The 26,586-nt window shown below is 56.7% G+C and carries 27 protein-coding genes and 1 tRNA gene; 10 read left to right on the top strand and 18 right to left on the bottom strand.

Going from position 1 to position 26,586, the window contains the following annotated elements; genetic code table 11:
- Positions 1-16: 16 nt before the first annotated feature.
- Positions 17-1,237 carry a glycosyl transferase gene (locus LZU96_RS08095; protein WP_233987808.1) on the top strand — a complete coding sequence of 407 codons (1,221 nt, stop codon included), beginning with the start codon at positions 17-19 and terminating at the stop codon, positions 1,235-1,237.
- Between the two features lie 109 nt (positions 1,238-1,346).
- On the opposite strand, the gene LZU96_RS08090 is transcribed toward LZU96_RS08095, so the two are convergent.
- From LZU96_RS08090 to LZU96_RS08070, 5 genes are all read right to left on the bottom strand, one after another.
- Positions 1,347-1,526, bottom strand: a complete 180-nt coding sequence (locus LZU96_RS08090; RefSeq protein WP_233987807.1) for a YodC family protein — start codon at positions 1,524-1,526, stop codon at positions 1,347-1,349.
- Positions 1,527-1,703: 177 nt separating this feature from the next.
- Entirely contained in the window at positions 1,704-1,841 is a 138-nt protein-coding gene (locus LZU96_RS08085; protein WP_233988246.1) for a hypothetical protein, read from the bottom strand.
- 26 nt (positions 1,842-1,867) lie between these two features.
- Complete coding sequence (locus LZU96_RS08080; protein ID WP_233987806.1) at positions 1,868-2,779, bottom strand: DUF808 domain-containing protein; 912 nt, start codon at positions 2,777-2,779, stop codon at positions 1,868-1,870.
- A 10-nt stretch (positions 2,780-2,789) separates the two neighbouring features.
- Positions 2,790-3,065, bottom strand: a complete 276-nt coding sequence (locus LZU96_RS08075) for a hypothetical protein (RefSeq protein WP_233987805.1) — start codon at positions 3,063-3,065, stop codon at positions 2,790-2,792.
- Between the two features lie 62 nt (positions 3,066-3,127).
- On the bottom strand, positions 3,128-3,604 hold the full coding sequence (locus LZU96_RS08070) for a very short patch repair endonuclease (RefSeq protein WP_233987804.1): 477 nt from the start codon (positions 3,602-3,604) through the stop codon (positions 3,128-3,130).
- A gap of 189 nt (positions 3,605-3,793) precedes the next feature.
- Between LZU96_RS08070 and dcm the strand changes: the two genes are divergently transcribed.
- Positions 3,794-5,176, top strand: coding sequence for a DNA (cytosine-5-)-methyltransferase (dcm, locus tag LZU96_RS08065; protein ID WP_233987803.1), 1,383 nt, complete (start codon positions 3,794-3,796; stop codon positions 5,174-5,176).
- Between the two features lie 118 nt (positions 5,177-5,294).
- Entirely contained in the window at positions 5,295-6,899 is a 1,605-nt protein-coding gene (locus LZU96_RS08060) for a methyl-accepting chemotaxis protein (protein WP_233987802.1), read from the top strand.
- Positions 6,900-6,931: 32 nt separating this feature from the next.
- Here LZU96_RS08060 and LZU96_RS08055 read toward each other — a convergent pair whose 3' ends face one another.
- A complete protein-coding gene (locus tag LZU96_RS08055; RefSeq protein WP_233987801.1) occupies positions 6,932-7,195 on the bottom strand; it encodes a hypothetical protein in 264 nt (87 codons plus the stop codon).
- Positions 7,196-7,267: 72 nt separating this feature from the next.
- Entirely contained in the window at positions 7,268-7,972 is a 705-nt protein-coding gene (locus LZU96_RS08050; RefSeq protein ID WP_233987800.1) for a phosphohydrolase, read from the bottom strand.
- Between the two features lie 609 nt (positions 7,973-8,581).
- Here LZU96_RS08050 and LZU96_RS08045 point away from each other — a divergent pair.
- The 3 genes from LZU96_RS08045 to LZU96_RS08035 all read left to right on the top strand — a co-directional run bounded on the left by LZU96_RS08045 (position 8,582) and on the right by LZU96_RS08035 (position 10,394).
- Positions 8,582-9,259, top strand: a complete 678-nt coding sequence (locus tag LZU96_RS08045) for a hypothetical protein (protein ID WP_094121706.1) — start codon at positions 8,582-8,584, stop codon at positions 9,257-9,259.
- Between the two features lie 179 nt (positions 9,260-9,438).
- On the top strand, positions 9,439-10,215 hold the full coding sequence (gene mtfA / locus LZU96_RS08040; RefSeq protein WP_233988158.1) for a DgsA anti-repressor MtfA: 777 nt from the start codon (positions 9,439-9,441) through the stop codon (positions 10,213-10,215).
- Positions 10,216-10,318: 103 nt separating this feature from the next.
- Positions 10,319-10,394 (top strand) — tRNA-Asn (locus tag LZU96_RS08035).
- Positions 10,395-10,683: 289 nt separating this feature from the next.
- Here LZU96_RS08035 and LZU96_RS08030 read toward each other — a convergent pair.
- The gene (locus LZU96_RS08030; RefSeq protein ID WP_233987799.1) at positions 10,684-10,941 is read right to left on the bottom strand and encodes a LysM peptidoglycan-binding domain-containing protein; all 258 of its coding nucleotides are present in this window, start codon (positions 10,939-10,941) and stop codon (positions 10,684-10,686) included.
- 145 nt (positions 10,942-11,086) lie between these two features.
- Here LZU96_RS08030 and LZU96_RS08025 point away from each other — a divergent pair, with 145 nt between their 5' ends.
- Both LZU96_RS08025 and LZU96_RS08020 read left to right on the top strand, forming a co-directional pair.
- Positions 11,087-11,347, top strand: coding sequence for a GlsB/YeaQ/YmgE family stress response membrane protein (locus LZU96_RS08025; protein ID WP_233987798.1), 261 nt, complete (start codon positions 11,087-11,089; stop codon positions 11,345-11,347).
- 25 nt (positions 11,348-11,372) lie between these two features.
- Positions 11,373-11,753 (top strand): YidB family protein, encoded by a 381-nt coding sequence (locus tag LZU96_RS08020; protein ID WP_233987797.1) that lies wholly within the window; start codon positions 11,373-11,375, stop codon positions 11,751-11,753.
- A 269-nt stretch (positions 11,754-12,022) separates the two neighbouring features.
- Here LZU96_RS08020 and LZU96_RS08015 read toward each other — a convergent pair whose 3' ends face one another.
- The 9 genes from LZU96_RS08015 to LZU96_RS07975 all read right to left on the bottom strand — a co-directional run bounded on the left by LZU96_RS08015 (position 12,023) and on the right by LZU96_RS07975 (position 20,776).
- Entirely contained in the window at positions 12,023-12,244 is a 222-nt protein-coding gene (locus LZU96_RS08015; RefSeq protein WP_233987796.1) for a SymE family type I addiction module toxin, read from the bottom strand.
- A gap of 356 nt (positions 12,245-12,600) precedes the next feature.
- Positions 12,601-12,756 (bottom strand): hypothetical protein, encoded by a 156-nt coding sequence (locus LZU96_RS08010; RefSeq protein ID WP_233987795.1) that lies wholly within the window; start codon positions 12,754-12,756, stop codon positions 12,601-12,603.
- Positions 12,757-12,903: 147 nt separating this feature from the next.
- Entirely contained in the window at positions 12,904-14,016 is a 1,113-nt protein-coding gene (locus tag LZU96_RS08005; RefSeq protein ID WP_233987794.1) for a lactonase family protein, read from the bottom strand.
- A gap of 198 nt (positions 14,017-14,214) precedes the next feature.
- A complete protein-coding gene (locus LZU96_RS08000; protein ID WP_233987793.1) occupies positions 14,215-15,624 on the bottom strand; it encodes an EmmdR/YeeO family multidrug/toxin efflux MATE transporter in 1,410 nt (469 codons plus the stop codon).
- A gap of 118 nt (positions 15,625-15,742) precedes the next feature.
- Positions 15,743-16,492 (bottom strand): ABC transporter ATP-binding protein, encoded by a 750-nt coding sequence (locus LZU96_RS07995; RefSeq protein ID WP_233988157.1) that lies wholly within the window; start codon positions 16,490-16,492, stop codon positions 15,743-15,745.
- A gap of 3 nt (positions 16,493-16,495) precedes the next feature.
- Positions 16,496-17,362 (bottom strand): ABC transporter ATP-binding protein, encoded by an 867-nt coding sequence (locus LZU96_RS07990; protein ID WP_233987792.1) that lies wholly within the window; start codon positions 17,360-17,362, stop codon positions 16,496-16,498.
- Positions 17,355-18,638 (bottom strand): high-affinity branched-chain amino acid ABC transporter permease LivM, encoded by a 1,284-nt coding sequence (livM, locus tag LZU96_RS07985; protein ID WP_233987791.1) that lies wholly within the window; start codon positions 18,636-18,638, stop codon positions 17,355-17,357. The genes LZU96_RS07990 and livM overlap by 8 nt, the downstream gene beginning before the upstream one ends.
- Positions 18,639-18,648: 10 nt before the next feature.
- Complete coding sequence (locus tag LZU96_RS07980) at positions 18,649-19,563, bottom strand: ABC transporter permease subunit (protein ID WP_233987790.1); 915 nt, start codon at positions 19,561-19,563, stop codon at positions 18,649-18,651.
- A gap of 133 nt (positions 19,564-19,696) precedes the next feature.
- The gene (locus LZU96_RS07975; RefSeq protein WP_409520464.1) at positions 19,697-20,776 is read right to left on the bottom strand and encodes a branched-chain amino acid ABC transporter substrate-binding protein; all 1,080 of its coding nucleotides are present in this window, start codon (positions 20,774-20,776) and stop codon (positions 19,697-19,699) included.
- 376 nt (positions 20,777-21,152) lie between these two features.
- Here LZU96_RS07975 and LZU96_RS07970 point away from each other — a divergent pair, with 376 nt between their 5' ends.
- Positions 21,153-22,607, top strand: coding sequence for an AMP nucleosidase (locus LZU96_RS07970; RefSeq protein ID WP_233987788.1), 1,455 nt, complete (start codon positions 21,153-21,155; stop codon positions 22,605-22,607).
- 1,496 nt (positions 22,608-24,103) lie between these two features.
- On the opposite strand, the gene LZU96_RS07965 is transcribed toward LZU96_RS07970, so the two are convergent.
- Entirely contained in the window at positions 24,104-25,402 is a 1,299-nt protein-coding gene (locus LZU96_RS07965; RefSeq protein WP_218833860.1) for an NCS2 family permease, read from the bottom strand.
- A gap of 434 nt (positions 25,403-25,836) precedes the next feature.
- Here LZU96_RS07965 and LZU96_RS07960 point away from each other — a divergent pair, with 434 nt between their 5' ends.
- The gene (locus tag LZU96_RS07960; protein WP_233987787.1) at positions 25,837-26,580 is read left to right on the top strand and encodes a response regulator; all 744 of its coding nucleotides are present in this window, start codon (positions 25,837-25,839) and stop codon (positions 26,578-26,580) included.
- Positions 26,581-26,586: the final 6 nt, after the last annotated feature.

The following is a 26,586-nucleotide window of genomic DNA, read 5'->3' as shown; positions in this document are numbered from 1 at the left end:
TTAAAAGGATGGTGCGATGAGTGACTTCTATCAGAATGGCGTAATCACCAATTTTCATAATCTCACCCACCGCAGCGTGGAATCGCTGGAAAAAGAGATGGTGCGATTTGCCCGCAAACGGAAAATGGGACTGATCCTGCCGTCGCTGTTTTCAGAATTAGAAGGGCCGGCGCTGACAAAAATTGTCGATGAACTGGCTAAAGTGCCTTATCTCGATGAGATTGTGATTGGGCTGGATCGCGCTGACCGCGATCAGTTTCTGTTTGCCCGCGAGTTCTTCTCGCGCCTGCCACAGCGGCATCGCATTTTGTGGAATGATGGCCCACGCCTGAAGGCGATCGACGCCGAACTGGATAAAGAGGGTTTATCGCCCACTCATCCGGGCAAAGGGCGCAACGTCTGGTTCTGTACCGGCTATACGCTCGCCTCTGACCGCACCAGCTGCGTCGCACTGCATGACTGCGATATCGTCACCTATGAGCGCGGTATGCTGGCGCGGCTACTCTATCCGCTGGCGAACCCGGCGTTCCAGTACGAATTTTGTAAAGGCTTTTACGCCCGCGTTGCGGATGGCAAGCTGAATGGCCGCGTCGGTCGTCTGCTGGTCGGTCCGCTGCTGCGTTCGCTGCAGAAGGTCTATGGTCATTCAGAATATCTCGATTATCTCTCCAGCTTCCGCTATCCGCTCTCGGGTGAGTTCGCGATGCGTACCCATGTACTGAACGGGATAAAAATTCCCGGCGACTGGGGTCTGGAGATTGGTGTGCTGTCGGAGATCTATCGTAACTACACCACCCGTCAATCCTGTCAGGTGGAGATCGCGGATAACTATGACCATAAACATCAGCCGCTGGCGGAAGATGATGGTACCGGCGGGCTGAAGCGCATGAGCAGCGACATTGTGCAGTCACTGATGCGCAAGCTGGCGACGATGGGCGTGCCGCTGACCAGCGATTCGTTCCGGGTGCTCAAAGCCACCTACTATCGCAATGCGCTGGATATGATGGAGATCTACAACCATGAAGCCGCGATGAATGGCCTGAAGTTCGACCAGCACGTTGAAGAGGCGGCGGTGGAAATGTTTACTCAGTCGATTCTCGAAGCGGGACAGGCGTTTATTGAACGTCCTAATGATAAGCCGTTTATCCCGAGCTGGAGCCGCGTGCAGTCAGCGTTTCCGGACATTCTTCAGCGTATTTATCAGGCGGTGGAAGAGGACAACGACGGCAACGTCTGAGGCGAGCAGCGGCACAGGGAGCGTGCCGGATAGCGTTGAGTCAGGCGAAAGAGGATGGCAAAGCCGGGCCTGTCAGGTATCGGTACCTGCAGGCCTGCTGCCAGGCCATTTAGCTGGCCAGCTGCTGCGGGGAAGAGCGCGCGCTCAGCTCATCGCTGCGAAACGCTTCGCGACGCACCGCATAACCATCGTACCAGCGACACTCCACCATGCCACTGGCATAGCCGGTGACCACCATCGTCTGACCATCTTCTTTGTGCTGAACTTCTTCACTGATTGCAAAAACCATGTTGCGCCCTCCTCATTGACCTTGTGTGATTATTTTCTTTATAGCAGCCGAAAAGGGTTCCTGCCTGTTAAGGCACACAAATAAGCGGCAAATTCAGAATTAAGCAGTTGGATATGTTGAAAATAAAAAAAGCGGATAATAAATATTATCCGCTTTGAAGAGACGTTCAGGCTGAAGTCAGATTTTGCAGCCTTCGCAATCCGCTTCGTCGCTCAGATCATCCGGCACTTCGCTGGCCTTTTTCTCTGCTTTCGCTTCCGCCTGCTCAAGTTGCGCGTCGATATCAAATTCAAACATGTCGTCGTTCATCATCATTCTCCTGACCGTAATAACAGTGCGCTTTATACCGATTTCCCGCGCAGTTTGGCAATAAGGTTCACCACTAACAGCACGATCGACCCAATGATAAATCCGAGCACCAGATTGGCGCCGTTGCTCAGCAGCGTGGCGATCCAGCCGCTGAATCCGCTGCTGGCTTCCTCAATCAGATGATGCAGTGGCGCGATGCCGTGTACCACAATGCCGCCGCCCACCAGGAACATGGCAATGGTGCCCACCACCGACAGAATCTTCATCAGCCACGGCGCTGCCGCCAGCAGGACGCTGCCGATGCCCTGGGCGACGCGCGACGATTTCTCCCGCAGCCAGAAGCCCAGATCGTCAATTTTGACAATCGCCGCCACGATGCCATAAACACCCACGGTGACCAGAATCGCAATACCCGCCAGAATAATCACCTGGTTCAGCAGCGGCGACTCCGACACGATGCCCAGCGTGATCGCCACAATCTCCGCCGACAGAATAAAATCGGTGCGCACCGCGCCTTTGATTTTCTTCTTTTCAAACTCGGCGGCATCCTGGTTTGCCAGCGCATCGAGACGCTGCTGGCGCGCTTCCGGCGATTTATGCTGCTTGTCGTTTTGCAGGCTGTGCATCACCTTCTCTACCCCTTCGTAGCAGAGATAGGCCCCCCCGATCATCAGCAGCGGCGTAATCAGCCACGGGGCGAAGGCGGAGATAATCAGCGCCAGCGGCACCAGGATCAGTTTATTCAGAAATGACCCTTTGGCGACGCCCCACACCACCGGCAGCTCCCGGTTGGCTTTCACGCCGGTCACCTGCTGGGCATTCAGCGACAGATCGTCACCCAGTACACCAGCGGTCTTTTTCGCCGCCAATTTTCCCATGACGGAAATATCGTCCAGAAGTGTTGCAATATCATCAAGTAAAGTCAGTAAGCTGGTTCCCGCCAAAATCGTATCCTTAGTCTGGTTCGTTATGTTGACAACATGGGCAGCGCTCGATCTCCGTGACTGTCATCTCGGCGATGCCCTCACAATCCCACTCCACCCGTACCGCTTCGCCTGCCGTCCCTTCAGCGTGCAAATACTTACTGACCGGGCTTTCGGTCATGCCGGTAATCTCTTCCGTGGCGATCAGCCTGTCGCCCTGATAGACGCGCGCGGTCGCTTTGGTATTCACCATCCGCTCGTCGCGAAGCTGGTAAAGGCGTTTTACCGTCAGTTTAATGCTGCTCATGTCAGGCTCCTGGCCACGGAGAAAGCGCAGATCTAACCAATTATGTTGCTGATTAGCAAGGTTCACTCTGCGTGATAATGATGAATGCCCTGGTGGTCAATCTCGGCGCTCTGCGCCATTGCCAGCAGCCACTCTTCCAGCCGCTCCAGCAGATCGTCATCCGCCAGCCGGAATTTCCCACGCAGCGCGCATTCCCAGATGATCAGCACCTTCCAGCCGCTCTCCTGTAGCTGACGGACATACCGCCGATCGCGTTCGACATTACTGTTGATCTTGCCGGTCCAGAATTCGGTACGGGTGGCAGGCAGCTTAAAAAGATAGCAGTGATGCCGATGCCAGAAGCAGCCATGAACAAAAATGATCGCCTGCTGCTCCAGCAGCACGAAGTCGGGCCGTCCCGGCAGATTCTTATCCTGTACCCGATAGCTGAATCCGCGATCCTTCAGCAACAGCGCCACACGCTGCTCAATAGCAGTATCCTGTGCGCGAATGGCACGCATATTTTTGCTGCGTATTTCGCTGGAGTGAACGTCAGCCATAAACTCTCCTTTTTTGCTGGTCCTTCAACTTTAGCCTGCGCCACGAAAAGCGAAAGCCGCGAAGCGGCGCTATCAGATTGTTGCGGTAAAAATCTGGCTGCCGCGCAATCTGCATAGCGGCACACGCCGCCAATTTCCTCGCTGCGCCAGGAGTGATAGCATAGGCGCCTCACTGTTAAGGAAAAACGCATGCACCCCGCCGCCATCGCTGAACCACACTCCGCTGCCCTTTCCTCTTCTGAGGCGTCTCAACTGTTACAGCAAGTGCTCTCCATCTATTCGGTCCGGGATATCACCACCCGTTTGCAACAGGCCGGTTTTCTCAGCTGGACACCTGCCCTGCTCAACCGGGTACGCCAGGGCAAAAGCGCGCTGCCGCCGCTGTGTGATGCAGAGCTGGCACTGTTGCAGGCGCTGCTGCCCAGCCGGCCAGCCCATTATGATGCGCCTGAGTTTCGCTTTATCGATCTGTTCGCGGGCATTGGCGGCATTCGTAAAGGCTTTGACGCCATCGGCGGCAAATGCGTCTTTACCAGCGAGTGGAACAAGGAAGCGGTCCGCACCTACAAGGCCAATCACTACAGCGATCCGCTGGAGCATCACTTTAACACCGATATTCGCCAGGTGACGCAGCCGGAAGGCTTGAGCGATGACGCGGATATCTATCGCGCCATTGATGCGGCGATCCCCGACCATCAGGTTCTGCTGGCGGGCTTTCCCTGTCAGCCGTTTTCGCTGGCGGGCGTCAGTAAGAAAAATGCCTTAGGCCGCGCCCACGGCTTTGAATGTCAGGTTCAGGGCACCTTATTTTTCGATGTGGCCCGCATTCTGGCGGCGAAAAAGCCGCCGTTCTTCGTGCTGGAAAATGTGAAGAACCTCAAGAGCCACGATAAGGGCCGGACCTTCGCCATCATTATGGAGACGCTGGATGAGCTGGGCTATGAAGTGGCCGATGCCGCCGCCAGCAGCCCGGATGCGAAAGTGATCGATGCCCGTCATTTTCTGCCGCAGCATCGCGAACGCATTGTGCTGGTCGGCATTCGCCGTGACATTAAAGGCTGTCAGGATTTTACTCTGCGCGATATCAAAAAGTTTTTCCCGCCGGTGGTGCCGAGCCTGCAAAGCCTGCTGGAGCAGCAGCCGGATGATAAATATATTCTGTCACCGGTGCTGTGGCGCTATCTCTACCAGTACGCCAAAAAACACAAAGCCAAAGGCAACGGCTTTGGATTCGGGCTGAACGATCCGCGTAATCCGGCGTGCTGCGTGCGAACCCTTTCGGCGCGTTACTACAAGGATGGATCGGAGATCCTGATCGATCGCGGCTGGGACAGCGCGCTGGGCGAAGCGGAGTTTCACAATGCGGCCAATATGGCACGCCGTCCGCGCCGTCTCTCCCCGCGCGAGTGCGCCCGCCTGATGGGCTTCGACGTGCCGGGCAGTGAGCCGTTCCGCATTCCGGTATCGGATACGCAAGCCTATAAGCAGTTCGGTAACTCGGTGGTGGTACCGGTTTTTGCCGCGGTCGCTCAGCTGCTGCTGCCCCATATTCGTCAGTTACGCGCGGATTAAGCTACGCGGTTTAGGTTAAGAAAAACGATTCTGCTGTTCTCCCGCGATCAGGCGGGATTGTCACAAAGATGTCACGCAAGCCCTTGATACTGCCGTTTTTCTTTTTTCGGGTTGCGTGATGTCACTGCTTACTCTGCTGCCGCTCAGCGGCGCTAAACGCCGGTTTTCCCCTCGTCTGCCTGGCTGGCTTACCAGCCTGCGCGGCCAATTCATCCTGTTTGTGGCGCTGTTCTGCCTGTTGCAATCGGCCGGCATCCTGCTGCTGACGGCCCAGGTCAGCCAGGCGCAGGTCAACCTGACGCACTCGCAGGCCCTGCGTGAGCGACTGGCGCTGCTGGATCGCGCCCGTATCGAACTGCTCACCGCCAGCGATAACAGCCACCGCGCCGGCATCTATCTGATGCAGGATCAGCAGAGCGGCTCGGTCGACAGCTGGAAAAGCCTGGCGGAGAGCGCGAACGCTTCGCTGCGCGAGGCCGAACAGCTGTTCAGCCGCTATCAGGCGGCCCCGCAGAGTGCGCTGCAACAGAGCTTCACCCTGTTAACGCAGGGGCTGGACGAGCAGCTAAAAGGCCTGGCCGCCAGCCAGATCGACGCCTTTTTTATGGTGCCGATGCAGGCCTATCAACAGCAGTTTAACGATGCCTGGTTCCAGGCGATCAGCGAGGCGAACCGCCAGCTGGCGGCCGTCAATCACCGTTCACTCTCAACCTTAACTGAAACCCGTAATGCCTCACTGCTGGTGACCGGGCTACTGTTCGGGCTGCTGATCGCGGGCGGAGCCTTGCTGGTGCGGGGCGTCATTACGCCGCTGCAGCAGGCCAGCCGTCAGCTCCAGGCTATCGCCACCGGCGATTTAAGGGTCTCTGACGCGCCAGCCCGGCGGCAGTCGCGTGAGACGCAGCAGCTGTTTCACGCTATGGATGAGATGCGCCTGGGTCTGCACCACATCATTCATGAAATTGATCGGGTGGCGGCCAGCGTGACCTCGGCGGCTGGCGAGATGCAGCACTATAATCAGCAGGCCCGTGAGCAGCACCAGGCACAAAATGCCAGCTTCAGTCATCTGTCACAGCGTCTGCATCGGGTCTCGGAAGAGGTGGAAAACAGCACCCGTTTTTCACTGCAGGCTACCGATCAGGCGCAATCCGCCGATCGTCTGATGCAGCAGTGCGCCGGTCAGGTCGATCAGATGGAAAGTCAGATGCGGCAGATCGTGCAGGCGTCGGGCGATATTGCCGGAATTGTCGATTTGCTGGATAGCCTGTCGCTGCAAACGCGGCTGCTGGCGCTGAACGCCGCCATAGAATCGGCCCATGCGGGTGTCTATGGCCGCAGCTTCTCCGTGGTGGCGAAGGAAATTGGACTGCTGTCGAATAAAAGCGGTGATTCGACCCGCCAGATTGACCAGTTGATCCAGCATACCCGACAGCATGTGGATAGCGGATTCAGCAAAGTGAAGTCGCTGGAAGCGCTGTTCGGGCAGATTGGCGAGGCGGTCAGCGCGGTCGTCACCCGGCTAAATGAGCTGCAACACAACGCCAGCGCGCAAAGCGCGCGGGTATCGCATATTGCCGCCGAGGTGCTGGCGCTGAATGAACAATTACAGACCAATGAAGGATTGAGTGCGCAGCAGCGCAGCGCGGCAGATGCGCTGCACCAGCAGGCCAGCCGGCTGGCACAGACGGTGCAGCAGTTCCGTCACGGTGATCTGACGCAATAAAACAAAAAACCCGTCAGGCGACGGGTTTAGTTTTACTTCTTCTTCTTGCCCTGCTTCTTCAGCAGCAGGCGAATTTGCTTCACTTCCGCACTGGTCAGCCCCTCTGATGACGCTTCGGGTGACGCCTCGGTCAGATCCTGATTATCAATGGCCGGATGCGGATGCGTTTCCAGACTGGCCTGCAAACGCTGCACAATTTCCTGGCTCATCGAAATCTGGTTCTCCAGCGCCAGCTGTTTAATATTTTCTTTCAGTGCGGGATCAATTTTAATCGTCAAATTAACGGTTTCGGTCATCGTGCTGCTCCTTTTTGTTATTGCTTCCACGCTACCGGATGACCGTTTCGATTAACATACTGTCACAAAAATTTAATATTCGGCCCGAAGCGGCGTAAAGTCCCGCAGCACGCCCTCGTCCATCCCGGTCAGATTGCCCTGTAACTCCGCATAGAGCTTGGCCATATAGCGCACCAGGAAGTCCGCATTGTGTTCAGCCAGCATCCGTCCGGTATCGGTGTGCATGGTTTCCGGCAGACGCAGCAACTTCTTCTGGAAGTGATCCAGTGTCCATTTCACATCATTCAGTTCACGATCTTTGCCCAGCGGATCGACGCTGTCGAACAGCGGACGATTCAGCGCCCCGGCGGTATAGAACACCCGCGCCAGCCCAATGGCACCCAGTGACTCCAGCCGGTCAGCATCCTGGACGATTTTTGCTTCCAGCGTCTGCGGCGGAATGCCGGCGCTGAAGCTGTGGGTTTTTACCGCGTGCATTACCGCTTCGGTCAAATCCTCAGGAAAATCGAGGAAGTCCTGCTGCAATATGCGCTGCGTTTCGGTGGCGGCATAAGTCGAAGCCAGATGGCGTTCAGGATGGTTTTTCGGCAGGTTAACCACATCGTGAAAATAGCAGGCGGTTAATACCACCAGCGGATTGGCGGCAGTGCCGGTCATGATGCGCTGTGCGCTCATCCAGACGCGGCTTAAATGCGCAATATCGTGTGCGCCATCATCATGGACCCAGTTGGCCTGAAACCAGCTTTCATAGCGAGATTGCCAGAGTGTGAGTGACATTATTTATCTCCCTGTAGTGATCGATGCGCAAACTTTGGTCGCGAACGCTGCGCAACAGCAAGCCATCATAGCGAATGGCTAATGACACTTTTCTTACCGTGCTGAGGAAAAGAGCGGCGCTGCCAGGGATTTCCGGCAGGAAAATGAGATCTGGATCATTTTTATAGCACCTCTGATACAAAATAACCGCAATTTAAGCACTTTTCGGTCTTTCCTCAGCGGATGGCGGCTAAGCGCATTAGTTTAATGTGTGTAATGTTTGCTCCAGCAGAAAAATTTTTCAACGGGCCGATTTCAGGCGACCTGATTCCCGAAATAACTGTAAAACTGTCAATAATGACAGGTGAACAATTCTGAAAAGGTTCCTATTTTTACCGTTATAACGTACTGTAACCGGGCTGTTCAGCGCTTTATCTGACCAGCGTGATAAGCTTTGGTGCGGTTTTTGCATTTTGCTGGTTTTTAACACGAAAAGCGGCCATTTTCGCCTTCATACCCACCGACAAATTATTAAGCAAAATGATTTATACCCTTTATGATAATCCCCTGAGGTGAGCAAGGGGATGTTTACAGCAGTAACCGGGTTCTACTAATAAAAAGAGGTAATCCATGAAAGAACGGCCGATTCTTTTTTCCGAACAGCGTGTTCGTGCCCTGTTGGTTGGCCAGCAAACGCAAACCCGGCGCATTATGAAAACTCAGGCTTTCGGACCGGGACAGGATCATCACGAAGGTGTGCATGCTTTCGATGTGAGTGCTAACCATCTGCATGGCTACAAAATGATGTCGATGACTGATATCAGTTATCACTGTCCGTATGGCAAACCCGGCGATGTGCTGTGGGTGCGTGAAACCTGGCGTGGTCCAATGGTGCCCGAGAACGATCTGGCAGAATATGAGCGCGATCCAACGCCCTTTCGTCAGCCAGCCTATTGCCAGTATCGGGCGGACAGTAACGAACTGGGTCAGCATGTGATGAGCAGCCCGGAAGCGGAACAGTTTGGCTGGCAGACCGCCATCCACATGCCCCGCTGGGCCAGCCGTATCAACCTGGAAATTACCGGGGTGCGGGCAGAGAAGATTCAGGACATCAGTGAAGATGACATTATGGCGGAAGGCGTTCAGACCGATTCGCACTTCCTCAATAACTTCTTCACTATGAACGTTAACTCAGAATCGCCGAAAGAAGCCTACCGCAAAGCCTGGGAAAAACAGTATGGCGCGACCAGTTGGGAAGTGAACCCGTGGGTCTGGGTGATAGAGTTTCAGCGCATCGAGCGTAAATAAGCTGTCAGCCCTGCGCTTTGCGGGCTGAATCACAGACAACGGCTGCGCTAACGGGTTGAATAGACAGCCTTAAGCCCTGCAGCCAGATTAATGGTGCCAGCATGCTGTTTTGGATGCTGGCATTTTTGTATCTGGCGCGCCAGGATAGCGAGATAGTCCGGTTCTGTGCGGGAGTGATGATGTTTAAATGGCCCTGGAAATCGCATAACGACTCGACGCTGGCCGCGCTGCCGTGGCAGGCAGGTCTGGCACAGCCGATTTTCACCCTGCTCAGTGAGGAGGAGCAGCAGGCGCTGGTGCAGCTGGCACAGCGCTTCCTGCAACAGAAAAAGCTGGTGCCGCTCGATAACGTTCAGCTTGATGAGTTGCGCAGCGTCCGCATCGCCCTGCTGTTCTCTCTGCCGGTGCTGAAACTGGGTCTGGAGTGGCTGGATGGTTTTCACGATGTGCTGATCTATCCGGAGCCGTTTGAGGTTGACGATCACTGGCAGGACGAAGATGGACTGGTACACAGCGCCGCCGCAGTGCATGCGGGTCAGAGCTGGACTCAGGGGCCGGTGGTGCTGAACTGGCTCGATATTCAGGACTCGTTTGATCTCTCCGGCTACAACCTGGTGATTCACGAAGTGGCGCATAAGCTCGATGCCCGCGGCGGCGGCTACACCAGCGGGATTCCGGTGATGCCGTTGCGTGACGTCGCCAGCTGGGAGAAAGATCTGCGGGCAGCGATGGCGGCGATCGAAAGCGAAGTCGAGCTGGTGGGCGAACAGGCGGCAAGCATTGATCCTTATGCCGCCAGCGATCCGGCCGAATGTTTTGCCGTGCTGTCGGAGTACTTCTTCACCGCGCCGGACCTGCTGGCCGAGCGCTTTCCGGCGATGTATCAGCATCTTCGCCAGTTTTACCAGCAGGACCCGCTCACGCGGATCGCGACGCTGTCGGCGCAAACTGCTTAAATCGCGATCGCTTTGCGCTAAAGCTAGCCAGTTGAATGATAATGTATTTTTTGCTGTTGACACCTTAGGGCGACGCCGTTAATATTCGCCTCGTTCCAACGATTCCTCTGTAGTTCAGTCGGTAGAACGGCGGACTGTTAATCCGTATGTCACTGGTTCGAGTCCAGTCAGAGGAGCCAGATTTAAAGAAGCCTGCTTTCGAGCAGGCTTTTTGCTTTTCAGAGGAGCGCTTTCAGACGCATGCTCATCTCCATTCTCAGTCATCTATACCTTCAGCATTGCTTTAATTCCCGCCAGCACGTCACTCTCTTTACCCTCAGATGCCCGTTCCCTGCGCTCACTGTGGCAGATTTTCGATTTGATGGAGCCCGCCCGGCGATTTATGCCCACTGGAAACAGAGGTTACGCGCCCACAGCAAAGCGGGCCGGAAACCGATTTTCCAACCCGCTGCGAATGGCTTCACCAGATTACTCAGGAATGTGTAACACCTGACCCACCACGATCTTGTCCGGGCTGCTTAACAATTCTTTGTTGGCCTCGAAGATCTTCATATACTTTGATGCGTCATTGTAATACTGCTTAGCGATCACGCTTAACGTATCGCCTGACTTCACAGTATAAGTACGCTGATCCGACGATTCCGGCGTTTTTTTATTTTCAACATTATTATCTACAACATGTAACAACTCGCCACCAATATTTTTTATGCTATCCAAAATGCTCATGGTTGACCCTCTTACGTTTGTGGAATGTTTACTTAGCCTGATTGCCAGGGACCTTTAACGCAGCGTACGATACGCTTGCTTTTACGCTAACAATTAAACCAACGCTAAACGCTACGATTATAAAACTGAGAAAGGAAGAGAATAGATGGGCATATTGTCCTGGGTTATATTTGGTCTGATTGCGGGTATTATTGCCAGATGTATTATGCCCGGCAAAGAACATATGGGCATTTTCATGACCATCATTCTTGGCGTCGTCGGTGCTCTGATTGGCGGGGTAATCAGTACAGCGCTGGGCTTTGGTAAGGTCAGTGGTTTCAATCTCTACAGTATTGCCATCGCGACAGCGGGCTCGATTGTCGTGCTCTTTGTGATGCATAAAATCAGGGCCTGTAAGCAGTCCTGAATCGTTTAAATTTAAAGGTAATAAAATGAGTTTACTGGAAAAAGTGCTGGGAATGTGTGGTCTGAATAGTCAAACCAGTCAGGAAGTCAAAGGTGTGCTGGAGTGGGTTGAGCAGCAAGGTGGCCTGCACGCCATCGTCAGCCATATCCAGAATGGCGATTTTAATGCGGTGGTAAACTCCTGGCTGGGTGATGAACAGAATATTGCTGTCAGCAGCGATATTGTGGAAAAAATGATTCATTCAGAGGCCATTCAGCAATTAGCCGAACGGATGGGTATTAATACTCAGGATGCGCTTAACCTGCTGGTGAAATATTTACCTCAACTGGTTGATAAAGCCTCCTCTGCGGGTTCACTGGAAAAGAATGCCGATCTCAGCGCCCTGGTCAGCCAGTTAATGCACTAATCCGTCATCAATAAAAAGATAAAAGCCTGCTATTTAAGTATTGGGCTTTTATCTTTTAGATTAGTCAGGATGAATTAAGACCAATGCTGGCAAGCTCTTTTAATCGTTGATGGAAACTATTGAGATGTCCCTGTAGAAAATACAAAAACAGACTTTACAACCTCACTTATATCCCCTGACAGATAAACTCTAAAAACAAGCGTCATCACGCGATTGAATGAAAGTGATCAAAATTATCCGAGTCATTCCCCTGTATCAGGAAATTATATTCAATCATTTTGCGGAACCAGCACAAGACAACCCTGCTCAATTTTCACCGTAATAATGCTTCCGGTATCAAATCCTGCCTCACGCAGCCATTTTCCGCTCAGATGTATTGCAGGTGTAGTGCAATCACCGCGTTTAGGCAGATAGCCGATGGTATAGCGACGTTGTGTTTTAGATGGCGCGCCTTCAGATGAGAAGTGGCATTGATCGAGGTTCGTGGTCATGGGGATGTCTCCAGTATGCTTTTAAACCGCACCCTGAGGTGCCCTCGCCCAGCCCACCATAGAGGTGTAGCGAGACGTACGACATTAATACATTGTCGCCAGCATGCTTAACCGGAGTTCCAATTCCGTCGCCTGATTTTGCAGGCGCTGAAAAAGAATAGGTCAATTAACGCTGGACGACAACAGGCAGAACTGGAACACAACTCGCAGATATTAAACGAAGTTTCCTGACATGCCGATCAGAGCTCTCTACCCTGTATTCATCGGAGAAATGATGTCCACACCCCATCCTGGCCCAAACGTAAAAAGGCCCGCGCAAAATGGCGGGCCTTTAATCCGTTAACGCACAACAGGGATTATTTTTCATGGTAGCGATGCAGTGCCGGATAATACTCCATGCCGTAAAGCTGGCTGAGGGGAAACAGCAGTTCAATGTTGATATCGCGTTCTGCCTCAGTCGCCGCAGATCCACTCAGCAGTTGTTCAAACCAGGCTTTCAGTTTCTGTTTCATCGTACGCGCTCCGTATCGGTTGATAAGACGAGTAAACCCGTTCAGGCGCGTAAACAGAACCAAAAATTTCTGCACTGCTATGCCAGAAATTAACTATGCGATCCGCCCTGCACGACCTCTGCGGGCAGCAAAGCGAACCGCATGGTCTTATCCGGCGATCACCGTCACCCAGTTAGCGCCCTTGCCGACCGGCGCTTCAGCGACCCGTTTCAGTTCGCCACTGACCGGATCAATCGCGTAACTGCCAATCACCGCACTCTTCTCGCCGCTGGCAATCAGCCATTTCCCGCTGGCATCAATCGCAATGCTGCGCGGCTGCTTCTCGACCCGCCAGCTGCCAATCAGCGTCAGCTCGCCCGAGGCGGGATCGACCCGGTAGCCGCTCACCGTGCTGGAGGTCCGTTCGGTCACGTAGAGAAAGCGGCCATTCGGGGTAATTTTGATGTCTGCCGCCCAGATGCGTGGCGTTGGATCGCTGTAACCTGCCGGACGCTGCTCACCGTGCTGCAGACCATATTTTCCGGCCACCGCATTCGGCCAGCGTTTCAGCTCCGTCAGCGAGCCATCGGCCGCGCGCCTGAACTGGGTTACGGTGCCGCTCATCTCCGCCAGGTTATAGAGAAAGCGATTATCCGGCGAGATCACCGAATGGCGCGCACCGCTGTTCTTCTCGCCCTGGACAAAACCCTTGCCCAGCGGAGTGATCACACCGTTGTCGGCGAAGGAGTATTCCAGCACCCGATCGGCACCGAGGTTACCGACATAAAGCGAATGATTGCTGACGTCGGTGATCACCGAGTGGGCGTGCGGCCCGGTTTTGACCCGACCGGTCACCTGCGGCGTCACCACGCCCTGTGCGTCGATGCGGTTGCTGGTGACGATATCACTGTCATACGAGGCGGCGAGCAGATAGCGCCCGCTTCTGTCGGTGGTGATCCACGGAAAACTGGCTTCAACCGGCGTTACCGCCAGCCGCTGCAGGTCGCCATGCTGTCCCGTCACCCGCCAGCTGATAATGGAATAAGGCGGACTGCGCAGCGCGCCATACAGCCGCTTGCCATCCGGACTGGCCGCCAGCGGCATTATCTTTTTACCGGCTGGCGTGTCGCCGCGCCACTGCAAACTGCCGGTGGTGTCGTTGAGTTGATAGCGGGAAACGGTTCCGGAGTCGGCGTTCGAGACATAGACATAGCTTGTCGCCCACAGCGGGCTACTGCACAGCAGCGGCAGCAAGGCCAGCGCCGGTTTGAGACGGATCATAGGGTCACCTTCACTCTTATTATTAGCTGCTTCAGTCGGCAGGCGTTTAACGCTAACGGCAGAAATGCCGGCTGGCTTTGTGCAACTGACTGAAGATTGAGCCGGAAGCCTGGAGATGTGACGGGGATGGGGTTTTTGACGGTAGTGCAGCACGCCGTAACGCCTTCCCCGGCTAAAGGGAAGGCGTTTTTCGCGGCGCTAGCCTGATTTGGCGATCATCCGGCGGTAGTTATTCAGCCATTTGCCGCTGTTAAGTCGCCACCAGAAAAAGACGCCGCGCACCGTCCAGTCGAGGAACATCCCCAGCCAGACGCCGATGACGCCCATGCCCAGCTCAATACCGAGCAGATAACCGGCGACCACGCGCGCGCCCCACATGCTGAACATCGAGACGTACATGGTATAACGCGCATCGCGCGCGCCTTTCAGACCGGCGGGCAGCACCCAGGAGGCGGCCCATAGCGGCATAAACAGCGCGTTAAGCCAGATCAGCTGCTTCGTGACGTTAATCACTTCCGGGTCGCTGGTGTAAAACCGCGCCAGCAAACCGGCCAGCGGCACCGTCAGCAGCGCCATCGCGGTCAGACAAAGCGTTGCCAGCCAGAAAACATGCCGCACCTGACGCTCCGCCTGAAACACCTGATTTCGTCCTAAGCGGGTCCCGGTAATGATGGTTGACGCCGATCCCAGCGCATTGCCCGGCAGGTTAATCAGCGAGGCGATGGAGAAGGCGATGAAGTTACCGGCGATCTCGCTGGTACCCATCCCGGCGACGAACACCTGGGTCAGTAATTTCCCTCCGTTGAACAGCACCGACTCGATGCTGGCCGGCACGCCGATACCCAGCACCTCCATCAGAATGCTGCTGTTCCAGCGCCGGAAATAGCTCGACAGAGTAATCTTCAGCGAGGCGTTGAACCCAATCATCAGTACGTAGATCACCGCGATTGCGCCGATATAGCGGGTGATGGTCAGCCCGAGCCCGGCACCGATAAACCCTAAACCGTCCCACGAGAAGCAGCCATAAATCAGTACGCTACTGATGATGATATTGAGGATGTTCATCCCGCCGTTAATCAGCATCGGAATTTTGGTATTGCCTGCGCCGCGCAGTGCGCCGCTGCCAATCAGGGTGATGGCCGCCGCCGGATAGCTCCAGGCCGAGGTTTGCAGATAGCTCAGCGCCAGCGCTTTCACTTTGGGATCGGCGGCACCGGCTATCGCATCAATGATCAGATGGCCCCAGAACTCGATCGCGATCACCAGCACAAAGGCCAGTATCGTCATCATCCCCAGCGACTGACGCGTGGCGGCGCGGGCGCGCTTGCCGTTGCGTTTCGCCAGGCTGAACGCCACCACCACCGTGGTACCGAGGTCGATGGCGGCAAAGAATGAGATGATCACCATATTGAAGCTGTCTGCCAGGCCAACGCCGGCCATCGCCTCTTTACCCAGCCAGCTGACCAGGAAGGTGCTCAACACGCCCATCAATAACACACAGGCGTTCTCAAAAAAGATAGGCACGGCTAATGGCGATATTTCACGCCAGTAGAGCGTGCGGTAAGCGCGACGTTTTGGATACCACGCCGTGCGCTTGATCGCCTGCATCACTGCTACGCCAGGATTTTGCAAAGGATTACCAAATCAGAAGAGACTGGACAGGAGATCTAATGATGATAGTGGGCAGAGAAATATGCAAAGTCTTTCCTGCCCAAATTAATCATCGTTACAAACTTTTTAGCCCAACGACGGCAGGCACTGCTGCGCCGCCCAGATAAGCGCTGCGAACTTCTTCATTGTTCAGCAGTTCTGCGCCACTGCCGCTTAAACGAATTTCACCATTGACCATCACATAACCCCGATTGGCCAGCTTCAGCGCGTGGCGCGCGTTCTGCTCCACCAGAAACAGCGTCATTCCCTGCGCCGTCAGTTCGCGCAGAATAGTGAAGATTTGCTTAACGACCAGAGGTGCCAGACCGAGGCTCGGTTCATCAAGCAGCAGCAGCGCGGGCCGGCTCATCAGCGCACGCGCAATCGCCAGCATCTGCTGTTCCCCGCCGGACAAGGTCATGGCACGCTGACGCCGACGCTCCAGCAGGCGAGGAAACAGGCTGTACATCCGCGCCAGATCCTCTTTCTGATAACGATTGCCGATGGCGATGGTGCCCATCTGCAGATTCTCTTCCACGGTCATGTCCGCAAAGATCCGGCGGCCCTCCGGTGCCTGAGCGATGCCGTTGGCGGCAATAAAATGGGTCGACTTCTGACTGATGGGCTGGCCGCGAAACAGAATCTCGCCGCTGGCGATACGCGGCTGACCAAAGATGGACATCAGCAGGCTCGATTTCCCGGCACCGTTGGCACCAATCAGCGCGACCGTTTCACCGGCGTTAACCGTCAGCGAAACATTTTTCAGCGCCTGTAGCGGACCATAAAAAAGATCGACGGCCTCAAACTGCAACAGTGGTTCCGCCATCATTTACTCCTCTTCGTCACTGCCAAGATAGGCGGCGATGACCCGCGCATCCTGGCGAATCTGCTGCGGCGTGCCTTCGGCGATAACCTCGCCGTGATCCAGCACCACGATGCGATCGGAGATACTCATCACCATCGGCATATCATGCTCAATCAGCAGCACGCTGATGCGGTGATCGGCCCGCAGGCGATGCAGAATAGCGCTGAGCGCCTCCGTTTCCACCGGGTTCAGTCCGGCGGCGGGCTCATCCAGACAGATCAGCTCCGGCTGGGTACACATGGCGCGCGCAATTTCCAGCCGTCGCTGCTGACCATACGACAGCGTACCCGCCAGCCGGTTGGCGGTGGTGGCGAGGTCCACCGTTTCCAGCCAGTAGAACGCCCGGTCGAGCGCGCGGTTTTCCGCCGCCCGGTAGCTTCGGGTATTGAATACGCCCGCCAGCAGGTTGCGGTTCACCAGCATGTGCTGCGCCACCAGCAGGTTCTCAATCACTGACATCTCACGAAACAGCCGGATATTCTGAAAGGTACGCGCCAGCCCGGCGCGATTAACCAGATGCGCGCCGCCAAACATCTTGTACCAGAGACGGGAGCCGAGTTGCGCCGGATGCAACCAGTCGCTGGCATGGATTTTTTCGCCCAGCACCTGAATCACATCGGTAGAGCGCTGGTTGGCGTTGAGCTGTATCCGCCCGCCGCTGGCGCGATAAAAGCCGGTCAGACAGTTGAAGACGGTGGTTTTACCCGCCCCGTTCGGCCCGATTAACGCCGTGACTGACCCGCGTTCAACCCGGAGGCTGACCTCGTTGAGCGCCCGGATACCGCCAAAGCGCATCATCAGTTTTTCAACCTGCAAAATCGCATCACTCATGGCGGGCTCCCTGGCGCAGCGGGACGCCGACACGGCTGGTGCGCACCAGCCCGCGCGGTCGCCAGATCATCATCAGCACCATCAACATGCCAAACAGCAGCACGCGATATTCGGCAAAACTGCGCAGCAGTTCCGGTGCCACGGTCAGCACAAACGCCGCCAGCACCACGCCCAGCGTTGATCCCATGCCGCCCAGCACCACAATCGCCAGGATCAGCGCGGACTCAAAGAAGGTGAACGAGGTGGGATTGACGAATCCCTGATAGCTGGCAAAGAAGACGCCAGCAATCCCGGCGGTTGAGGCCCCGAGCATAAAAGCCGACAGCTTAACCAGCACATGATTCAGCCCCATCGCCCGGCAGGCGATCTCATCTTCCCGTAACGCTTCCCAAGCCCGGCCAACCGGCATACGCGTCAGGCGATGCTTGATAAACAGCACCAGCAGCACGACCAGCACCAGCACGGTGTAGATAAAGATAAACTTCATGTTGGGGTTGTAGCTGAGGTGGAAAAACTCGTGGAACGGCACGCCACCTTCGCGCGCACGGCGGCCAAACTCCAGCCCAAGAAAGGTCGGAGATGGCACCGAGACGCCATTCGGCCCGCCGGTAAACGACAGCCAGTTATTCAGCACCAGTCGGATAATTTCCCCGAAGCCAAGCGTCACAATCGCCAGATAGTCACCGTGCATTCGCAGCACCGGAAACCCCAGCAGCGCCCCGGCGCAGGCCGCCATCAGCGCGGCAATCGGCAACATGCTCCAGAATCCCAGCCCAAGATACTGGTAGCCCAACGCCAGGCCATACGCGCCGATGGCATAAAATGCCACGTAACCGAGGTCCAGTAATCCGGCCAGCCCCACCACAATGTTCAGACCGAGGCCAAGCAGCACATAGATCAGCCCCAGAATCGCCACTGTCAGCAGGTATTTGGTTGAAAACAGCGGGAACAGGCAGGCGGCGATCAACAGCAGCGGGAGTATCCAGCGCAGCCGGGAACGGTAACCCGGTTCACGTACGTAAACGCCGCCGCCCTCGCCGTCAAAGGTGCGCAGCAGCGCCTGACCACGGCGGGTTTGCAGAAACAGGCTGAACAGCAGACGACCCGCCATCACGATGCCCACCAGCACCGCCACCCGCAGCGGTTGTAACCGGAACTGATAGCCTTCCAGCACAATGCCAACGATCGGGCCAAAGACGATCAGTGCAATTAACCCGGCCAGCACCGTTTCCCGCAGCGCCTCAGCCACATTCACTCCCTGACGGGTTTGATTCATTGCAGCGCCCTCATACTTTTGCCACCAGCGGGCGGCCCAGCAACCCCTGCGGGCGGAAGATTAAGATCACCACCAGCAGCGCAAAGGAGAAGACATCTTTATAATCGGAGTTCACCAGCCCGGCGAACTGCGCCTCTGCCACGCCCAGCAGCAGGCCGCCGAGCATCGCGCCTGGCAGCGAACCTATCCCGCCCAGCACCGCGGCGGTGAAGGCTTTGATGCCGATAATGAACCCGGCGTAAAAATCGAAGGTGCCGTAATTCATCGTCACCAGCACGCCAGCCAGACCGGCCATCGACGCGCCAATCATAAACACCAGTGAAATCACCCGATCGGTATTAATCCCGAGGATCGCCGCCATCCGTCGATCCTGCTGTACCGCCCGGCAAATGCGCCCCAGCCGGGTGTACTGGATGATCCAGGTCAGCAGCGCCATGCCGCAGGCGGCCGCGATTAAGATAAAGACTTTGGTCCAGGTGATCTGCACCACGCCGCTTTCCAGCTCCAGCCGCAACACGCCGGTTAACAAGGTGGGGACGCCTTGCTGGTTAGGTCCCTGGCTAAGCTGCACATAGTTTTGCAGGATCAGTGACATGCCGATGGCGGAGATCAAGGGTGCCAGCCGCGTGGAGTTGCGCAGCGGACGATAGGCGATGCGTTCGATGGTCCAGCCATAGACGGCGGTAATGACGATGGTGAACAGCAGCGTACCGAAAATCAGCAGCGGAAAAGAGTGAATACCAAACGCGGAGAGCAGCGCCAGACCGATGGCGCACAGATAGGCAGACAGCATATAGACTTCGCCGTGGGCGAAGTTGATCATGCCGATTATGCCGTAAACCATGGTGTAGCCAATCGCGATCAGGCCGTAAACGGCGCCCAGCGTCAGGCCATTCACCATTTGCTGTAAAAAGAAGGCATCCATAGCAGAAGTCTCACTGCGGGAGCCAGTGATACCGGCTCCGGAAAAGTCGTGCCTGAGTGATGCGCTTGCATCCCCCGGCTGTCGTCCGACGGTTTCAGGCTGCAATCGCGGGGATTACAGCCTGGCGGTTTACTCAGAGCTGATGATATTTCCCTTTATCATCCCATTGATAAACCACGTAATCAGAGACTTTTAAATCCCCTTTGCTATCCCAGGATTTTTTGCCCATCACGGTATCCACGCTGTTGGCCTTCAGCCATTCGCTGGCTTTTTCATTGTCCTTACCGGCCCCTTTGTAGGCTGCGGCAATGGCCTGAATCGAGGCATAGGCATAAAGGGTATAGCCTTCAGGTTCGAAGCCCCCGGCGCGGAACTTTTCAATCACCGCTTTGCCATCGGCTATCTGGCGTGGATCGTTGCCAAAGGTCATATAGACCCCTTTGGTGTATTGCGGTCCGCCGGCGGCGGTCACCATCTCTTCCGTCACGATACAGTCGCCAGAGAAGAAGTCCGCTTTCACGCCCTGCTCACGCATCTGACGCACCAGCGGTCCCGCTTCGGGATGACAGCCGCCGAAGTAGACCACATCCGGTTTGAGCTGGCCGATCTTGGTCACCAGCGCGTTAAAATCTTTCTCGCCGCGCGACAAGCCTTCATACATCGCTTCCTTCACGCCGCGTTTTTCCAGTGCCGCTTTGGTGGCATCCGCCAGCCCCTGGCCGTAGGTATCTTTATCGTGGATCACCACGACTTTCTTCGCCTTGAGTTTGTCGATGATGTAATTCGCGGCAATAGCACCCTGCTGATCGTCACGGCCACACATCCGGAACATCGTCTTCATGCCGCGCTCGGTGATCTGCGGATTGGTGGAGCCTGGCGTAATTGCCAGCACGCCCGCTTCGTCATACACCTCTGAAGCGGGCATGGTGGAGGAGGAACAGAAGTGGCCAACCACGGCATTCACCTTGTCCTGGTCCACCAGTCGGTTCGCGACCGACACCGCCTGCTTGGGCTCACAGGCATCATCGCCCTGAACCAGCACGATCTTCTCGCCGTTAATGCCGCCCGCCGCGTTGATATCCGCCGCGGCCTGCGAAGCACCTTTCCAGTACTGCGCACCATAGGTGGCGTTCGGACCCGAGAAAGGTCCGGCGACGCCAATTTTAATATCGGCGTGCGCCGATAAGGCGGTCATTAAACAGCCAGTCATCATCAGTTTGATAGGGAACTTGATCACTTTCACAGACATGCGGTCATCCTCAACAGGGTTAAGAGCCAATGCCAATCAGGAGAAATCAGTTTCTGAACAGAGCGTGGAGAGCGGTTTTCCGGGTACGGCCTGCGGTACCACAGAGGATCTAAGCAATAATCTCGCCATAATTTCTGCGGATAAGAAAATCATCTGCACGGCGGGCGAAGGTGACCGGCCACCAGATCAGCGAGTCACCGCTCACTAACAATAGAGCGACGCAGCCAACACACCAGCACCAGGTTGGTGCAAAATGCGGTCGATCACAGATTCTTCACCAATCTCTGCAACAAACCCGCTAAGCTTGGGCAAATTACGGTAACAAATGGAAGGAGAAACCATGCCGACACAACGGAAAAACCTGACCAGCCAGCAAGCGCTGGATGAACTTGAGCGCCTGTATGAGGGCGCGGTTGATGCGCTGCGCGCGGCAATCAAAGCCTTCACCGAAAACGGCACGCTGCCGGATGCAACCCAACGCGCAGAAGGGCTATTTGTTTACCCCGAGTTGCGCATCAGCTGGCACGGCGAAGGTCCTCAGCAGAACCGTACCCGCGCCTGGGGACGCTTTACCCACACCGGCAGCTACAGCACCACCATCACCCGTCCTGCGCTGCTGCGTCACTATATTGCTGAACAGTTGGCGATGCTGGAGAAGGAGTATCAGCTGGAGATCGATGTTGGTCCTTCCAGCCAGGAGATCCCTTATCCTTACGTGATTGACGGTTCCGATCTGTCGCTGGATCGCACCATGAGCGCCGGCATTGCCCGTCACTTCCCGACCACCGAACTGTCGCAGATTGGCGATGAGACCGCCGATGGCCTGTTCCATGCCGATGCAAAGTTTCCGCTGTCGCACTTCGACGCGCTGCGTACTGACTTCTCGCTGGCCCGTCTGCGTCACTACACCGGCACCTCGGTCGATCATTTCCAGCCGTTTGTGCTGTTCACTAACTACACCCGTTACGTCGATGAGTTTGTGCGCTGGGCGATTGAGCAGGTGCGCGATCCCAATACGCCGTATGACAGCCTGGCCTGCGCCGGCGACGTGGTGCTGACCGCCGAAACCGCTAACAGCGAGACGATGCTCTCTGATCTCGCCTGGAAAAAGCACCAGATGCCCGCCTGGCATCTCACCTCGCCGAACCGGCGCGGCATTACGCTGATCAATATCGGCGTCGGCCCGTCAAATGCCAAAACCATCTGCGATCATCTGGCGGTGATGCGTCCACACGCCTGGCTGATGATTGGGCACTGTGGCGGCTTGCGTGAGAGCCAGCGGATTGGCGATTATGTGCTGGCGCACGCCTATCTGCGTGACGATCATGTGCTCGACAGCGTGCTGCCGCCGGACATCCCGGTACCGAGCATTGCGGAGGTGCAGCGCGCCTTGTATGACGCCACCAAGACGGTGAGCGGTATGCCAGGGGAAGAGGTGAAGCAGCGGCTGCGTACCGGCACCGTGGTCACCACCGACGACCGTAACTGGGAGCTGCGCTATTCAGCCTCGGCGCTGCGTTTCAACCTGAGCCGCGCGGTAGCGGTCGATATGGAGAGCGCCACCATTGCAGCTCAGGGTTATCGCTTCCGCGTCCCTTACGGCACCCTGCTCTGCGTGTCAGATAAGCCGCTGCACGGCGAGATCAAGCTGCCAGGCCAGGCGAATCGTTTTTATGAAGGCGCGATTTCGGAGCATTTGCAGATTGGGATTCATGCGGTGGAGTTGCTGCGTGCCGAAGGCGATAAGCTGCATTCGCGTAAGTTGCGGACGTTTAATGAGCCGCCTTTCCGGTAGGGGTTGGTTCGCCAGCTGGCTGGTGGGGGTTCGCTGCGCGAACGGGCTGGGAGCGGGTTTCGTTCGCCGGATGGCTGGTGGGGTTCGCTGCGCGAACGGGCTATGAGAAGGTTTCGTTCGCCTGGTGGCTGGTGGGGTTCGCTGCGCGAACGGGCTCTGAGAAGGTTTCGTTCGCCGGCTGGCTGCGGCAGTTTCAGCTACGCCGCTGCCGGCGACCGACAAGGGGGCGCCAGTCGCCGCGCCCCCTTGACCCCGGGCTCCGGCCTGCTTCACCGCCGCTTCGCGGTCCCTTCGCTTCTTCCGGATTTCTTACGGACCGGCCGGGACGCGCCATCCCTGGCGCGGCCCCGCCTCTTCGCGACATCCCTGTCGCTCGTCCTGAAACCCCTCATCCGCTCAGCGCTTCAGACGGCCTCCCAACCCCTCGCTGTTATTTCTGTGTTTCCTGGTGAGTTCTTCGTCGCTGTATGTCTGAGCACAATGACTGTCGGTGCTGCTGGTTTTTTTCAGGGCCGTCAATAATCAGACGACATCAGGACAGACAGCAATCTGAGAATCCGCTGTCATGCAGATGCTGCGCAGAATGCAGCCGTGCGAAGCGCGCCTGACTATCAGGCTCAAGCCATCAGCAGGCAGACAATATCAGGCCATAAAACAAAATAGCGGGTTTGCAGGCGGGGGTTTGCCAGAGGCGTCCGCAGCGCTGAGGAGTGAGCGAAGGCCAGGAAGAGCCGACAGGACGTCGGCGAAAGGACGGCCTCGCCAGGGACGGCGAGTCCGGACGGTCCGTCGGCCGCAGGGAATGACGAAGGCACCGCGCGCAGCGTGGCGCGAAGGCAGCCGGACGCCGGGATTGTTAAGGGGCGGGCGTCCGCCCTTGACGCGTCCGCCTGCTCCGGCAAACTGAAACTCCCCAGCGCCTGGCGGGCGAAACCTTACTCTGTGCCAGCCCGCAGCCATGCGAAACCTGCCATGTCAGACCGCAGCCATACGTAACCAGCCCCAGCTCCCGCCCGCCGCCAGGCGTCATTACACAAACCAGCAGACGACTCCAGGCCATTAAAAAAACAGAGATACTTCAGGCGGGGGTTTGCCAGAGGCGTCCGAAGCGCTGAGGAGTGAGCGGAGGCCAGGAAGAGCCGACAGGACGTCGGCGAAAGGACGGCCTCGCCAGGGACGGCGAGTCCGGACGGTCCGTCGGCCGCAGTGAGTGACGAAGGCACCACGCGCAGCGTGGCGCGAAGGCAGCCGGACGCCGGGATTGTTAAGGGGCGGGCGTCCGCCCCTTGACGCGTCCGCCCGCTCCGGCAAACTGAAACTCCCCAGCGCCTGGCGGGCGAAACCTTACTCAGTGCCAGCCCGCTGCCATGCGAAACCCGCTTAGTGCCAGCCCGCCGCTAGCGTAACCTGACCCCAGACCGCAGCCATGCGAAACCAGCCCCAGCCCGCTGCTAAGCGAAACCTCCTTCAACCGCCGCCAGGCGAAACCTCCCCGATCAGGCGCTCAGCCACCCCAACTTAATCACAAACAGAATCGACAAAATCACCAGCGCCGCGTTGACCTCTTTAGTACGGCCACTCAGCAATTTCACCAGCGTCCAGGTAATAAAACCAAACGCGATACCGTTGGCGATCGAATAGGTCAGTGGCATCGCCAGCGCGGTCACGGTGACCGGTGCGGCGGTGGTGATATCTTTCCAGTCAATCTCCGCCAGACCTGATGCCATCAGCACGGCGACAAACAGCAGCGCTGGCGCAGTCGCATAGACCGGCACGCTGGAGGCCAGCGGCGAGAAGAACAGCGCCAGCAGGAACAGTACCGCCACCACAATCGCCGTCAGACCGGTACGGCCGCCGGCGCTGACGCCCGCCGCAGATTCCACGTAACTGGTGGTGGTCGAGGTACCCAGCAGCGAACCAAACAACGCGGCCGCACTGTCAGCGATCAGCGCCCGGCCCATTTTCGGCACGTTGCCCTGCTCATCCGCCAGACCGGCACGTTTGGTCACGCCCAGCAGTGTCCCGGTGTTGTCGAACACATCAACAAACAGGAAGGCAAAAATCACGCTCACCAGGCCAACGTTAAAGGCACCGGCAATGTCCAGTTGCATAAAGGTCGGGGCGATCGACGGCGGTGCGGAGAACACGCCGGCAAACGGTGACAGGCCAATGCCCATTGAAATAAAGGTCACCAGCAAAATGCCGATCAGCACTGCGCCGGTGACGCGACGCGCTTCCAGCACCACAATCACGATAAAGCCCAGCATCGCCAGCAGCGGCCCCGGCTTGGTCAGATCGCCAATCCCCACCAGCGTCGCCGGGTTATCGACCACAATCCCCGCCCCTTCAAGCGCAATCAGCGCCAGAAACAGCCCGATACCGGCACCAATCCCGGCGCGCAGCGGCAGCGGAATGCTGGCAATAATCCATTCGCGGATTTTGAAGATCGACAGCGCAAAGAAGATCACCGCCGACAGGAAGACCGCGCCCAGCGCCACCTGCCAGGTGTAGCCCATGTGCAGCACCACGGTGTAGGTAAAGAAGGCGTTCAGCCCCATGCCCGGTGCCAGCGCAATCGGGTAGTTCGCAATCAGCCCCATCAGCACGCAGCCAATGGCCGCCGCCAGACAGGTGGCAACAAATACCGCCCCTTTGTCCATGCCGGTGGCGCCCAGAATGCTCGGGTTAACAAACAGGATGTAGGCCATCGCCAGGAAGGTGGTGATCCCGGCGATAATCTCGGTGCGAACCGTGGTGTTGTGTGCTTTGAGTTTGAATAATTTTTCTAACATCATCATCTCTCGATACAGGAGACGTCACGAATGTGCGTTCTCGCTTGCCAAAGGGGTTTGCATGCTGATTATTCTGTTCCCGGAACAGCGAAACGGGCTGCTGCATACTCGCGAGCCTGAATGGGGTAAAAAAACGTGTCTGGGCCCACTGCCCTAAGCAATTGCCATGCCATAAGCCGACGCAATCGATTACCTGGCGGGTCAATACACGGCTAAGACAATTCCGAACCAAAACAAGGCGCGATTATGGTGCAATGCACTGATTCTGCGCAATCGTTTTCCTGCGGCGACATCGGGGGTCAGAAAAACTCTGCGCCAGCGCACGATTCCGCACTCTGCCAGGCGAAGCTGGTCACGTTTCAGCAGGCTGAAACAGCAACCGTCATTAGCCTGTGTACACTCCAGAATTAACTCTTTCGTAACATTGAGGCCGCGCAATGAAGCCAGCAATTTTGGTGGTGGATGATGATCTTGCCGTCTGCGACGTGTTGCAGGACGCGCTAAGTGAACATGTGTTCAGTGTTTACAGCTGTCATCAGGGCAAAGAGGCCCTGGCGATGCTTCAGGATCACCCGGAGATCGGGCTGGTGATGCTGGATATGATGCTGCCGGATACCAATGGCCTGCTGGTGTTACAGCAGTTACAGCGCCAGCGGCCCGACGTGCTGGTGATCATGCTGACCGGGATGGGATCGGAAGCGGAGATGGTGGTCGGGCTGGAGATGGGCGCGGATGATTATATCGCCAAACCCTTTAACCCAAGAGTGGTGGTGGCGCGCGCCCGGGCTGCGCTGCGTCGCGGTGGTCGCCTGCTGCCTGCAGCCGAGGACCAGGCGGGCTGGCGCTTTAACGGCTGGCAACTTGACGATGCCCGCGCTCAGCTGTTTAACCCGCAACGCGAACTGATACCGCTCACCCAGGGTGAATATAGCCTGCTGCGGGCGCTGGTGCGTCATGCCCGCAAGGTGCTGACCCGCGATCAGCTGCTGGAGCTGACCCACAGCGAAACGCTCGACGTCTTTGATCGCACCATCGACGTACTGATCATGCGGCTGCGGCGTAAAATTGAAACTAACCCGCACCAGCCCAGCCTGATCCGCACCATTCGTGGCCTTGGCTATGTTTTTTCGGCCGATGTGGTCAAACCCGATGCCGTAACGCGTACCAGCCAGATCGCCTGAGTGACC

The sequence above is a fragment of the Pantoea agglomerans genome (assembly GCF_021397715.1).
GTDB classification, from domain to species: domain Bacteria; phylum Pseudomonadota; class Gammaproteobacteria; order Enterobacterales; family Enterobacteriaceae; genus Pantoea; species Pantoea astica.
The sequence above is the reverse complement of the archived record's forward strand: the minus strand, read 5'-3'. Positions and strand labels throughout refer to the sequence as shown.